The organism is Tunturiibacter empetritectus, from assembly GCF_013410875.1.
Taxonomy (GTDB): Bacteria; Acidobacteriota; Terriglobia; order Terriglobales; family Acidobacteriaceae; genus Edaphobacter; species Edaphobacter empetritectus.
Genome location: NZ_JACCCU010000003.1, coordinates 731,335 through 744,964, shown reverse-complemented (window position 1 = coordinate 744,964; position 13,630 = coordinate 731,335). Strand labels below are relative to the sequence as shown.

Annotated in this window: 8 protein-coding genes; 2 read left to right on the top strand and 6 right to left on the bottom strand. The window is 60.2% G+C overall.

The annotated features are described in order from the left end of the window. Positions 1–46: 46 nt before the first annotated feature. Together ligD and ku are read right to left on the bottom strand one after the other, a co-directional pair. A complete protein-coding gene (gene ligD / locus HDF08_RS20925) occupies positions 47–2,923 on the bottom strand; it encodes a DNA ligase D (RefSeq protein WP_179640577.1) in 2,877 nt (958 codons plus the stop codon). An 8-nt stretch (positions 2,924–2,931) separates the two neighbouring features. After that, on the bottom strand, positions 2,932–3,831 hold the full coding sequence (gene ku, locus HDF08_RS20920; RefSeq protein ID WP_179640576.1) for a non-homologous end joining protein Ku: 900 nt from the start codon (positions 3,829–3,831) through the stop codon (positions 2,932–2,934). A gap of 320 nt (positions 3,832–4,151) precedes the next feature. Here ku and HDF08_RS20915 point away from each other — a divergent pair, with 320 nt between their 5' ends. Beyond that, complete coding sequence (locus tag HDF08_RS20915) at positions 4,152–5,027, top strand: CPBP family intramembrane glutamic endopeptidase (RefSeq protein ID WP_179640575.1); 876 nt, start codon at positions 4,152–4,154, stop codon at positions 5,025–5,027. Here the strand turns inward: HDF08_RS20915 and HDF08_RS20910 are convergent. From HDF08_RS20910 to HDF08_RS20900, 3 genes are all read right to left on the bottom strand, one after another. Next, a complete protein-coding gene (locus tag HDF08_RS20910) occupies positions 4,952–5,722 on the bottom strand; it encodes a CPBP family intramembrane glutamic endopeptidase (protein WP_179640574.1) in 771 nt (256 codons plus the stop codon). The two genes, HDF08_RS20915 and HDF08_RS20910, sit on opposite strands and share 76 nt — an antisense overlap. A 237-nt stretch (positions 5,723–5,959) precedes the next feature. Then, positions 5,960–8,110, bottom strand: coding sequence for an elongation factor G (fusA, locus tag HDF08_RS20905; protein WP_179640573.1), 2,151 nt, complete (start codon positions 8,108–8,110; stop codon positions 5,960–5,962). 456 nt (positions 8,111–8,566) lie between these two features. Continuing rightward, positions 8,567–9,640: a LacI family DNA-binding transcriptional regulator gene (locus HDF08_RS20900; protein WP_179640572.1), complete on the bottom strand. Its 1,074-nt coding sequence runs from the start codon at positions 9,638–9,640 to the stop codon at positions 8,567–8,569. A 242-nt stretch (positions 9,641–9,882) separates the two neighbouring features. On the opposite strand from HDF08_RS20900, the gene HDF08_RS20895 reads away from it, so the two are divergent. Further along, the gene (locus HDF08_RS20895) at positions 9,883–11,307 is read left to right on the top strand and encodes a glucoamylase family protein (RefSeq protein WP_179640571.1); all 1,425 of its coding nucleotides are present in this window, start codon (positions 9,883–9,885) and stop codon (positions 11,305–11,307) included. A 147-nt stretch (positions 11,308–11,454) separates the two neighbouring features. On the opposite strand, the gene ligA is transcribed toward HDF08_RS20895, so the two are convergent. Further along, positions 11,455–13,608, bottom strand: coding sequence for an NAD-dependent DNA ligase LigA (ligA, locus tag HDF08_RS20890; RefSeq protein ID WP_179640570.1), 2,154 nt, complete (start codon positions 13,606–13,608; stop codon positions 11,455–11,457). Positions 13,609–13,630: the final 22 nt, after the last annotated feature.

Below are 13,630 nucleotides of genomic sequence, written 5' to 3'. Positions count from 1 at the left end.
AAACAAACTGTCCATTATCGAACAGGGATTCCGGGTGAGCCGACACTCACGCCCCCTGAGATATCTTCAAAGCCTCCAACATCTTCGGCGTGATCCGCTGCCGCAGCTCGGAAAACTGCTTCCACGGATCGCGACTCAACCGCCCGCGCCACTGTTCGAAATCCGCAACCCGAACCGCCGTCCGCTCCGCCGACTTCAACTCACTCCAGTCCAGCGGAAGCGAAACCGCCGCTCCCGCACGCGCCCGAGGAGAGAAAGCCGCCACCGCCGTCGCCCCGCGTTCATTTCGCAGGTAATCCAGAAAGATCCTGTCCCTCCGCGCCGCCTTGCTCATCTTCGTCAGATACTGGCCCGGCTGATCCTTCTCCATCTTCAGCACAAACGCATGAGCAAACTGCTTGATCACCGCCCAGTCGTATTCAGGCTCAAAGGGAATTACCACATGCAGCCCCTTGCCTCCCGTGCTCTTCAAAAAGCTCTCCAGCCCAAGCTCCTTGAGCTCTCTACGAACCTCGCCAGCACTATCAGCCAGCCTCGGCCACGCAATCGCAGCATCCGGATCAAGATCGATGATGATCCGATCCGGGTGCTCAAGATCGTCATTGCGCGACCCCCACGGATGCACCTCCAGCACGCCCATCTGCGCAAGCCCCGCCAGCGCCTCCGACGTCGAAAGCGTAATGTACGGGTCCATCTTCCCCGTCTTCTTATCCGGCACGTCCACCGCCGTAATCCCCGGCGGCAGCATCGCGTTCACATGCTTCTGATAAAAACACGGCTTCTCACTTCCATCCGGACAACGCACCAGCGACACCGGACGGCCCTCGATATACGGCAGCATATGCGGCGCAATCGCCCAGTAATAGTCAGCTAGTTGCTGCTTCGTAAGCTGCGTCTCCACATCCAAAACCTTCTCAGGATGCGTCAACCGCACCGGCGCAGACTCCAAGGCCGCTTTCTTCGAATCCTTCACAGCCGAACTCTTCGCGGCCGCAGCCTTCGTTGGAGTTGTCTTCGCAGCAGTCGCCTTAGCGGCAGACATCTTCGCTGGAGCAGGAGCCGTCTCTGCAGAAGCAGTCTTCGCCGCAATCGCTACCGACGCAGTATGGGAAGCGCTCTTCGTCCCGCGCACTCTGGCCGCGACTGTCAACTCCTCCCGTCGTACCTCGTTCGCAGGCTTATCCTCTCGCAGCCCTTTGAACGAAGCCTGCCGTACCAGGTTGTCCGCAGTCCACGTCGCAAAGTTCACCTGGGCCACCAGCTCCGGCCTCACCCAGTTCGCTCCCCGACGTGCCTCAGCCGGAGAATTCTCAAACGGATTCTCCTTCTCACGCAGCTCTTCCAACTGATTGCGCAGCACACGATGGGTCTTCTGCGTGAAACCCGTTCCAGTCCTCCCCGCATAGATCAGCTTCCCGCCGTCGTAGTACCCCAGCAGCAGAGCCCCAACTCCGTGCGTCCCATTCGAAGGCAAGGTAAACCCGCCGATCACAAACTCCTGCTCATGAACGCACTTCACCTTCAGCCAACTTCCCCCTCGACCACTCGAGTATTTGCTGGCAGCGCGTTTGGAGACGATCCCCTCGACATGCATCTCGCAAGCCTTTTCAAAGATCACCAGCCCGTCCGACTCCAGATGTTCATTGAAGCGCAGAAACTCCCCGTCGCCCTCTAGAAGCGTAGCAAGCAGCCCCTTTCGCTCAGCCAGCGGCACTCCCCGCAGGTTATGCCCGTTCAGATGTAGCAGATCAAACACGAAGTAACTGAGCGGCTTCTTCACCCCCTCCTGAAACGCCGCCTGCAGATCCGCGAAGCTCGTCGTCCCGTTCTCTGCCAGCACCACAACCTCGCCATCAAGAATCACCCGATCCACCGGCAACTTCCCCACCAGAGCTGCAATCGTCTTCATCCGATGCGTCCAGTCGAGCCCCGTCCGAGTCAGTAGCTGAACCTTGTCGCCATCCTTGCGAGCCTGAATGCGATAGCCATCCAGCTTTAACTCATGCAGCCATCCAGTACCGCTCGGCGGAGTCGTAGCCTGCAACGCCAGCTCCGGCGTAATAAACTCCGGAAGTCTTTCCTTCGGCGCACCCTCCGGCACCTTCAACTCCCAGGCAACACTCTTCGACCTGCGAGCCTTAGCAGGCTTATCGGCAGACGCCGGCTCAGGCGAAGCTTTCTCCGCGACGATCTCCCTCGCACTCGCAGCCCCAGCGTCTTTCCGATACCACGCATTCCCCTTCGCCGTCTCCTTCGAGTTCCAGACATGATCTTCGTTCCGTGCAATCTCCTCGAGACTCCGCCCCGTCACCACACTATCCGGCTCTTTGTCCGTCACAGCCGCGTCGTCCTTCGTGCGCTCGAAATCATCATGCTCTTTGATCAGCAACCAGTTCGGCTTACTCTCATTCGCGGCCTTCCCCCCCATGCGAATCAGCGCCCACTTCCCCTTCATCTTCGTCCCATGCAAAATGAACTTCAGCGACCCCGTCCGCAGCCCCTCATCCACATCGGTATGCCCAGCCTGAGGCTCCCACGTCCCCTGATCCCACACCATCACCGTGCCGCCACCATACTGGCCCTTCGGAATAATCCCCTCAAAGCCCCCATAGTCGATCGGATGATCTTCCACCTGAACCGCCAGCCGCTTATCTGCCGTGACGTAACTCGGCCCCTTCGCCACCGCCCAGCTCTTCAGCACCCCATTCCACCCAAGCCGAAAATCGTAGTGCAGCCGCGTCGCCGCATGCTTCTGAATCACGAAGGGCAGAGGCTGATCGTTAAAGAACTTCTTCTTCGCCGATCCGCTAGGCTCCCCCGTAACCTCGAAGTCCCGCATCGAGCGATAGAGTCCAAGCTGCTCATCCACGGCATCAGCAGCAGACACCGCCGACTTCGTCTTGGCTCTCTTCCTCGTAGCCATGGCGCACCCTACGCCGACTTACGCGGTTTGGATGCCTTCGCAGGCTTCACCAGCTCGATGCCCTTCTGCGCCTCCGCAGCAGTCGCTCTCGCCGGAGCCTTCTTCTTCGCCGCAGGCGCTTCATCACTCTGCACGCTCTTCCGCAGAGCATCCATCAAATTGATCACCTTGCCAGACTTTGGCGCAGGATCATCCTTCGGAATCGGCGCATGCTTCACCTTCGCCTCAACCATCTCGCGCAACGCCGCCTCGTACTCATCCTTGAACTTCTCCGGCTCGAACTTCGACGCCTTGCGCTTGATCAACTCCTTCGCCAGCGACAGTTGATCCTCATCCACCGCCACCTTCTTGATGTCTTCAAAGAACTCCTTGGGATCCCGCAACTCCTCCGCATACCGCATCGTGTAAGCCATCATGCCCGGCAGCTTGTCGTCGGTCCCAGCCGAAACCGCCACCAGGTGCTCGCGCCCACTAAACGCAATCTTCCCCAGCGCAATCTTCTTCGTCGTCTGCAGAGCCTTGCGAACCACCGCGAACGCCTCCGCCTGAACATCATTCTCCGGCACCACAAAATAGGGCTTCTCGAAGAACTCAGGATCAAGCTCGCCTTCATCGACAAACTGCGTCACCTCAATCGTATGCTTGGAAGGAATTCGAATCTGCTCGATCTCCTCCGGCTCGACCACGACGTACTCGCCCTTGCGGTACTCATAACCCTTCACAATGTCCGAGCTCTCCACCTTGCCCTCATCGCCAGAAGAGACCTTCTGGTGTTTGATCCGCTCCCCGGTCTTCCGGCTAAGCTGATGAAAACGAATCTCGCTCTTCGACTCGGTCGCCGTAAACAGCTTGACTCCAAACGAAACGAGTGAGATCTGTATCTGACCTGACCAGTACGGACGCGGCATAAAGGGTTCTCCAAGTGGATTGGAAGCAAACAAAGGCCCGGAAGATGCTTTTATCACCATAAACCCCGCAAATACAAGCCTTAAAACCAAAGAGCGCTGATTAGTGCTCTTATCGTCCTCTCCGACCAAAGGGAGGACCAGGCATTCCAATCAGCCAAGAAAAGGTATACAAGTCACGAAGTGACCGCCCGAATCGGGGGCCCCACGAACAGGTCTTCGTTCGTGGGGTGGCAAGCGCAGTGGGCCCGTCCGGCAGGACCGGTCTTTCTCAGAAGAAATGAGCCAAGCCACCATCTCCTCCCTATACTGAAACCCAGCAGATGTTCACCCCCGCCAACATCTTCGCTGGCATCTTCACCCTCATCCCCTTTCTCGCTGCAGCCTTCTTCGGCGAAGCCCTCCATCGACGCATCCACCGTCTTCCCACCTCCATCAGACTCGCTCTACCCTCAGCGCTGAGCCTCCCCTATCTCGTCGTAAGCCTCGCTGCATCGAGCTTTCATTGGTACTGGTTCGCCCTCTACGCCCTCCTCCCAATCGCCGTCACGCTCCTCCTGCATCAAGCCCAACAGGTCGACCCAGACCAAACTGGCACATGGCGAGACTACTTCGTCCTCATCACTCTCGGCCTTGCCGTCGACCTGCGCTGGTTCGAGCCCGCATGGCCACCCCATCTCGCCGTCTTCAACAAGATGATCCTGCTCAACGCCGGCATCTACGGCTTCCTATTTATTCGGGAATTAAGCGGCATCGGCTTCGACCTGCGCATCCGCTTACGCGACTTCGCGATCGGCCTGCGCGAATGGGCCTTGTTCACCCCCATCGCCATCGCACTAGGTCTAAGCCTCAGCTTTCTCCACTTCCACCCACATTGGCCGCGCCTCTCCCAACTCGCCGGAGCCTACCTCTTCACCTTTCTCTTCATCGCAGTCCCGGAAGAGCTCTTCTTTCGCGGTTGGCTGCAAAATCTACTCGAACGCCGCCTGGGCCGCACGCAAGCTCTGCTCCTCACCAGCGCACTCTTCGGCCTCTCCCACTTCAACAAGCGCGCTCTGCACTTCAACTGGCGCTACGTTCTGCTCGCCGCCATCGCCGGCATCTTCTACGGCCGCGCCTGGCGTCAGGACCGCCGCGTCGGAGCTTCAGCCCTCACCCACACCACCGTCGACACCCTATGGTCCATCTGGTTCAGATGATGCCGCACATGCGGCCGATACCGCAGATAACCCAGCCCCACCCGCATATTGTGCTGCACCGACGCCGGCAAAGTCACCGCAACGCAGATCCCGAGAATCGCATGCGCCATCCCCAGCGTAAACAGGTTGCGATACCGCAAAAAGATCAGGCAAGCCACGACACCCCACACCAGCGTCATCACCGTCAACACCGGATTCGGCAGATGCGCCAGCGCAAAGAGCCCCGCCGCCCCAATCACCGCAACCCGACGATCATTGGTCAGCTTCAACAACCGCCGCATCACAAAATCGTTCAACAGAAACTGCTGAAAGAATGACCAGACCGTATAGCCCCAAAAACCCTGCACCAACCGCAGCACGCTATGCGGCCCATGCAGCGTCTGCTCCTGCAACGCAAAGACCACCGCTCCTGCCGCAAGACAAAGAGCAATCCCCACCACCCACATCGAACGGGAGAATCCAGCGACCCGCACTCCCATCGCATCCCAACCGCTAAAGGAGCTCCACGTTGCGTACCCGATCCACCCCAGTGTCACGAAATAAAGTACGGTCCGCAGCGGCGCCGGAGTCCAGATCACAATCAGGATCAGCCCATACCCCACGACTAAATCAAGCAGCGTCCGCCGTCTCCACCCCACAGCCCCCGGCCGCTCTGGCCCGGAGAAGTCCAACGCACTGGCTGCACTCGCACTCATAACACCCGATCCGAAAAATTCATCGAATCTTTATATTAGCGCGCGCAAACCTTTCTTTGTAGATACAGAAGCACAAACTTCCCCGACCAACGGGAGGACCAAGCCGCTTACCAACCCAGACAAGGTATACAAGTCACGAAGTGACCGCGTATCGGGGTCCCCGCAAACAGGTCTTCGTTTGCGGGGTGACGGAGCGCAGCGGCCCGTTCGGCAGGACGTCTCTGCACCTTTCAGCCTTTACTCCTCCCCATCATCATGAACCGGCTGCTTCGAAGCCGCCAGAATCTTCTGCGCCAGCAACGCCGGAACCACCTCATAGTGGTCCATCTCCATCCGAAAACTCCCCCGCCCCTGCGTAATTGAGGTTAGCGTCGTCCCATAGCTCAACATCTCCGCCAGCGGAACCTCAGCCCGCACCGTCGTCCCTGCGCCGCCGCTCTCCATCCCCTGCACGCGTCCGCGACGCCCATTCAGATCGCCAAGCAACGCCCCGGCAAAATCCTCCGGTGCCTCAATCTCCACTCGCATCACCGGCTCCAGCAGTACCGGCTTCGCCTGCTCCATGCACTTGCGAAACGCCAGCCGAGCCGCCATCTTGAACGACATCTCGCTCGAGTCCACATCGTGGTAGCTGCCATCAAACACCGTCACCTTCAGATCCACCACCGGATACCCCGCCAGAAATCCACGCGCAGCCGACTCCCGAACCCCCTTCTCCACCGCCGGAACATACTGCCGCGGAATCGCCCCGCCAAAGATCTCATTCCCAAACACCACGCCACTCCCCCGCGGCATCGCCTCCATGCGAACCTTGCAGTCTCCATACTGCCCATGTCCGCCGGTCTGTTTCTTATACCGACCCTGCGCCTCCGCCCGCCCCAGCACCGTCTCCCGGTACGGTATCTTCGGAGCCTTCAGCATCACATCCGTGTGGTACCGCCGCTTTAGCTTCGAAACCACCGCCTCAATATGCTGCTGTCCCGCCCCGGCCACCAGAAACTCATTCGTCTGCGGATCGCGGAAGAACTTCACCATCGGATCTTCTTCCATCACCTTATGCAGCGCAGGCCCAAGCTTGTCCTCATCCGCGCGAGACTTCGGCTCAATCGCATAGGTCATCGCCGGCTCCGGCATCGGCACCGGCTCTAGATAAACCTCATGAGCCTTGTCGCCCAGCGTATCTCCCGTCAAAGTCACGCGAAGCTTCGCCACCGCCCCAATATCTCCCGCATGCAGCTCCGAGACCTCAACCGCCTTCCGCCCCTGCATGATCGAAAGATGCGCCAGCCTCTCCGGCTCATGCCGCGTAAAGTTCTGCACTGTCTTGTCCGTCGTCATCATTCCGCTGACAACCTTGAAGAACGAGATCCTTCCCGCAAACGGATCGGTCATCGTCTTGTACACATAGAGCGCAAGCGGCTCTTTATCGTCCACCCTGCGCATCACAATCTCGTCCTGATCCCCCGTGCCGCTCCCATTCACGCCGTTCGAAACCGAGTGCAGAATCCCGCGCGTTGCCACCGGCTCCCTCTCCGTCGGCGCCGGCGCATACACCTTCAGAAAATCCAGAAGATGGTCCGTCCCAACATTCCGCAACCCGCTCACATACAGCACAGGAAAGATTCTGTCCTCGCGAATCGCCTCATGCAGCGCAACGATCAGATGCTGCTCCGGAATCGTTCCTTCGCGAAAGAACTCCTCCATCAACTCGTCCTTCCCCTCGGCGACAAGCTCCACCAGAGCCTCATGCGCAGCCTTCGCATCCGCCTTCAACACCTCCGGAATCACGCCAACTTCGCCCCGCCCATCTCCATCCGGCTTATACAGATAAGCCTTCATCGTCACCAGATCCACCACCCCATGAAACCCATGCTGATCCACAATCGGCAGCTGAACCGGCACCACCTGCCGCCCCCACTTCTCCTGCAACTGCTCGATCATCCGCTGCCGACCCATCCTGCTATCGGCCTTCGGATGATCCACCTGGTTAATCGCGATCACACGCGGCAGCGTCACCTCCGCAGCATACTTCCACACGCGGTCAGAGACCGCCTCCGCCCCGCACTGCGCGTTCACCACCACCAGAGCCACCTCCACCGGCAGCATCGCCGCGCGCGTCTCATGCACAAACATATGAAATCCAGGCGTATCAATCAGATTGATTTTGATACCGCTCCACTCTGCAAACGCCACCGCGTTCGACATCGTCGTCCGCCGCGCCACCTCTTCTTCGTCATACGCCGTCACCGCCGACCCATCCTCTATCCGGCCACGGGTCGCCGTCATCTTCGCCGCATGCAGCATCGCGCTGATCAAGGTCGTCTTGCCACTATGCGCGTGGCCCACCACGGCCACATTACGAATGTCGTTTCCCAGATAGACCTTCATGTCAGACTCTCCTTCAAATCAGAGCTGATAAATCTCCATCGGTTACAAATAAACATCACGGAATGGGTTATCGATCCGAACAGTCTCCGACAAACATCGACCACGGAAAGTGGACCTCGAGTTCAGCCCCTTCAGCGACCGCTATCTCGAGGAGCAGGGATGCTATCACAAACAGGCTTTCTGCTTCCCCCCCATTTGAGCCGAAAGCGGCCAGCCAGCGCATCTCTGAGAATCTATCCAGAAACTGTCTTTACGGACGGACGCCTTGCGCGGGCAGCGGTCACTTCGTGACTTGTATACCCCTTCGGTTGGCGCTCCCGTTGGTCGCGAGAGAAGATGATTCCGACCAACGGGAAGACCATGCGAAGCTCCAAAAAGGCGTGCGAACGCCCGCGCCACGCGTAGTGGGCCCGTCCGGCAGGACAGTTTCTGAAATAAAAAGTTAGCCTCGCACCGCTATCTCTTCCCCGCCGAAGGAGGGCAGGTCGACTCCCGCACCACCAGCTCCGGATCGACCACAATCTCCTGCGCGTGATTCCCGCCAGCCGCCGCCCCAATCTGCAGCAGCACCGTCTGGGCCGCCAGCATTCCCATCGTCCGCAACGGCTGCCGCACCGTCGTCAGCGCAGGATTCTGAAACGCCGCCGACTGCACATCGTCAAACCCCACCACCGAAACATCCTGCGGCACCCGCAGCCCGGCCTCCCGCAGCGCCTTGATCGCCCCAATCGCCGACACATCATTGAACGCAAACAACGCCGTAAAGCTCTCCCCACACGCCAGCAGCTTCTGCGTTGCCAGATAACCTGGCTCATGCGTCGGCTGCTCACCCTCCAGCTGCGCCACCAAAGTCGGAAGAATCCTCAACCCTCTCTTCTCCATCACATGCCGAATTCCCCTCCACCGCGACTCCGTATCCGAGCTGAACCTCTGCCCCTTAATAAACGCCAGCCGTCGATGCCCCAGCCCGCTCAGGTGATCGATCGCAAGCTCCGCCGCCAACCGATGGTTCAGCACAATGTTGGTCACACCCTTTGGCTCGTGATGCCCCGACACCGTCACCGTCGGAATCGCCCACCGGTCCCGCAGCAGCGTGTCCACCGCGATCACCCCCTCCACCGCCCGGTCCCGAAACAGCCGCTCGCTCCTCTGAATCATCTCCTCGCGATGATGATGGCTTATCAAAAAATAAAAATAATCCGCCTGCATCAGCTCCTGTTCGATCCCGCTCAGCACCAGGGTCGCGTACCCCTCACTCACCTCCGGTACAAGCACTCCAACCGTTTGACTTCGCCGGTTGCGCAGCGACCGTGCAAACAGATTCGGCCGGTAGTTCAGCTCCTCGGCCGCCTTGACGATCCGGTCCTGCGTCGCCTTCGGAATCGATCGCGCAGCAGGAGCCCCGCTCAGCACCCGCGAGATAGCCGCCATCGACAATCCAAGGTGACCGGACAACACCTTCAGGCTCGCCGGTTTATGCTCTTTCGTCTTCAACTCTGGCGCAGCAGATTTTTTTGTGCGTCCACGCATTCATGCAGTCTGTCACAACTACGACCCTTTGTGACTCTCTTATGAGCTCCGACATACTCCCCAACGGAATCTCGACCATCGCGCCGGCATCGCCCCACGCCGCCGCGGCATCAAACCCCAGAGACCGTACGCTCCAGGAACGACCTCGGAACCGGTCGTCTTCTACAACCTCCGCGTTACTTTTGCACGATTCACATAGTCACACACGTCTGCACTCCCGGCAGGAACGTACCATAGACAGAATGAGCTTCAACATCCCGACTCCGCCTAAGATCACGCGACGCAGCGCGACCAAACTCCTCGGCGGAGCCATCCTGTCCAGCTTTGCGGCAGCCCCGCTCGAAGCCCAGCAGGCCGCCGCCCCGGCAACACCCGCATACAGTCGCCTGCTCACCGACGAAGACCTCGCCTTCCTCGAAGAGATGGAGCGCGCCGGCTGCCTCTACTTCACCGAACAAGCCGACCCAGCCACAGGACAGATCCTCGACCGCGCCACCAACAAGACCGCAACCGGAGAGTTCGACACTCACTTTGCCTCAAGCATCGCAGCCACCGGCTTCGGTCTCACCGCTCTCTGCATCTCCGACAGGCGCGGCTATCAAGACACCGCTCGCATCAAAAAACAGGTCCTCACCACGCTTGACTTTCACCTCAACAAGATGCCGCACGAGCACGGCTTCTTCTCTCACTTCAGCGACGTCAAAACCGGCCGCCCCCTCATCAACGTCGAAGTGTCCTCCATGGACACCGCCATCTTCCTCTGCGGCGTCCTCACCGCCCGCGCCTACTTCAACGATCACGAAATCACTGCCCTCGCCACCCAGCTCTACAACCGCGTCGACTGGCCCTGGATGCTCAACGGCGGCAAGACCTTCTCCATGGGCTGGCATCCCGAGACCGGCTTCATCTCCACCCGCTGGGACCACTACTCCGAGCTCATGATGATCTACCTCCTCGCCATCGGTTCGCCCACCCACCCCATCTCCGCCGACTCCTGGAGCGCCTTCACCCGCCCTCCTATGACCTTCGGCCCCTACTCCTACATCAGCGGACGCGATCCTCTCTTCATCCACCAGTTCTCCCACGCCTGGTTCGACTTCGCCGGCAAACGCGACGCCTTCGCCAACTACTTCTCCAACTCCATCACCGCCACCCGCGCCCACAAAGCCTTCTGCCTCGGCCTCAAACGCGGCTACACCGACGACTACTGGGGCGTCTCCGCCTCCGACTGGGAGCACGGCTACGCCGCCTGGGGTGGACCTCCCCTCATGGGTCCCGTCGATGGATCCGTCGTCCCCTGCGCCGCCGCCGGTTCGCTGCCCTTCCTCCCCCACGACTGCATCCGCGTCCTCCGCGCCCTCAAAGACAACTTCGGCAAAGACGCCTGGGGCCGCTACGGCTTCTGCGACGCCTTCCACCCCGATCTCCACTGGTACGATCCCGATGTCCTCGGCATCGACCTCGGCATCAGCGTCCTCATGGCAGAAAATCTTCGCAGCGCCTTCGTCTGGGACATCTTCATGCAGAACCCCGAACCCGTCGCCGCCATGAAGGCCTGCGGCTTCCACGCCGCCCGCCAGACCACCAACCCCTCCGAGCCAAAACCCACCGCCATCCCCAGCTCCGACCAGCCCGTGGCTCCAAGCACCAATCGCCCCCACGCATAGTCTCGCGAAGCGAGTAGACCAGCCAGCCCGAGAGCATCCTCATCCGACCAAAGGGAGGACCAACGAGGCTCATCCCACCCAGAAAAGGTATACAAGTCACGAAGTGACCGCCCCACGCGAAGTGGGCCCGTCCGGCAGGACGAGCACTTACCCCAGCAACTCCAGCAACCCCGCCTCATCCAGCACCTTCACCCCCAGCGAGTTCGCCTTATCCAGCTTCGAACCCGCCTCCTCCCCCGCCACCACATAGCTCGTCTTCTTACTCACGCTCCCCGACACCCGCCCCCCCGCCGATTCGATCCTCTCCTTCGCCGACTCCCGCGTCAGATTCGGCAGCGTCCCCGTCAACACAAACGTCAGCCCCTCCAGCGTAGAGGTCGTCACCCGCTTCTCCGCCGTCATCTCCAGCCCCAGCCCCGCAAGATCCTTCACCAGATCCTTGTTCTTCTCCACCGCGAAGAACTCCGCGATCGCCTGCGCCACCTTCGGTCCCACCTCATTCACCGCTTCTAACGCCGCGCTCGCCTTCTCCGCCTCCTGACTCGCCGCCATCATCAACTCATCCATCGAGCCGAAGTGCTCCGCCAGCAGTTGCGCCGTCCGCTCACCCACAAACCGAATCCCCAGCCCCAGCAGCACGCGCGCCAGCCCCGCCTTCTTCGACCGTTTAATCTCTTCCAGCAGCGCATCCGCCGTCTTCTCGCCCACTCGCTCCAGCCCCAGCAGATCCTCGCGCTTCAGCCGATACAAGTCACCAATCGTATGGATCAGCGGCTTACGCACCACGACCGGCGCACCCGCCTCCGTCACCACCTCTCCATCGCCACCCAGCTCCGCACTCTGGCCAAGCAGCTGCGCCACCATCGCATCACCCAGCCCCTCAATGTTCATCACCCCACGCGCCGACCAATGCAGCAACTCCTCCCGAACCCGCGCCGGACAAGAGTTATTGACGCATCGCCAATCAACCTCGCCCTCGATTCGCTGCAGTTCGCTCGCGCAAACCGGGCAGCTCCTCGGAAACACAATCTCCTCCGCCCCTCGCGGATGCGCTTTATCCTCCACCACCTCTACGATCTTCGGAATCACATCCCCGCCCCGCTCCACCTGCACAAAATCCCCAATGCGAACCCCCAGCCGTGCAATCTCATCCGCATTGTGCAGCGTAGCCCGCGACACCGTCGTCCCCCCAATCAACACAGGAGCAAGCGCCGCCACCGGAGTCACCTTCCCCGTCCGCCCCACCTGAAACAACACACCTTCCAGCTTCGTAATCCCCGCCCGCGCCGCAAACTTATACGCAATCGCCCACCGCGGAGCCTTCCCCGTAAACCCCAGCCGCCTCTGCTGCGCCGTCGCATCCACCTTGATCACAACGCCATCAATCTCATACCCCAGCGAATCGCGCAGCGGCTCCGCATCCTCAATAAACCTCGCCACCTCATCGATACTCTTCAGCGCCTTCGCATACTTGTTCACGCGAAAACCCGACGTCTTCAAAGCCTCCAGCGCAGTCGACTGCTGCGGCAACAGAAACTCCCCATCCTTTAACAAAAAATAAGCATAAAAATCAAGCCGCCTCTGCGCCACGATATTTGGCTCCAGCGTCCGTATCGTCCCCGCCGCAGCATTCCGCGGATTCGCCGCGGGAGCCTGCCCCGCCGCCACACGCTCTTCGTTCAGCTTCACGAACGCCGCCTGCGGCAACACCACCTCGCCCCGCACCTCGAAGCTCTGCGGCAAACCCGCCGCCTTCAACTTCGCCGCCGAAATGCTCAACGGCACCGACCGGATCGTCCGCACATTGCTCGTAACATCCTCGCCGATCGACCCATCCCCACGCGTCAGCCCCCGCAACAGATGCGCAGCCCCGCCCCTGTCAGATCCCGGCCCAGATTCAGGCCCAGATCCAGCCCCATACTGCAGCGCCAGCGACAGACCATCCAGCTTCAACTCGCACACATACCGCACCGCCTCCGTACTCGGCAGCGCATCCCGCACCCGCTGATCCCACGCCCGCAGCTCCTCCTCGTTGTACGCGTTATCCAGCGACAGCATCGGCCGCGAGTGCGGCATCTTCGCAAAACCTTCCTTCGGCTTTCCGCCCACGCGCTGCGAAGGCGAGTCCGCCGTCACCAGCTCCGGATGCTGGGTCTCGAGCTTCTTCAGCCGGTTCATCAGCGCGTCATACTGCGCATCTGTCAGCTCCGGCGCATCTTCGACGTAGTACAGATACTCATGATGACGAAGCTGATCCCGCAGCTCCTCTATCTCTTGATCCGGTGTCAACGCAGTCGCCATAAGCGAAATTATAAAAGCTGAT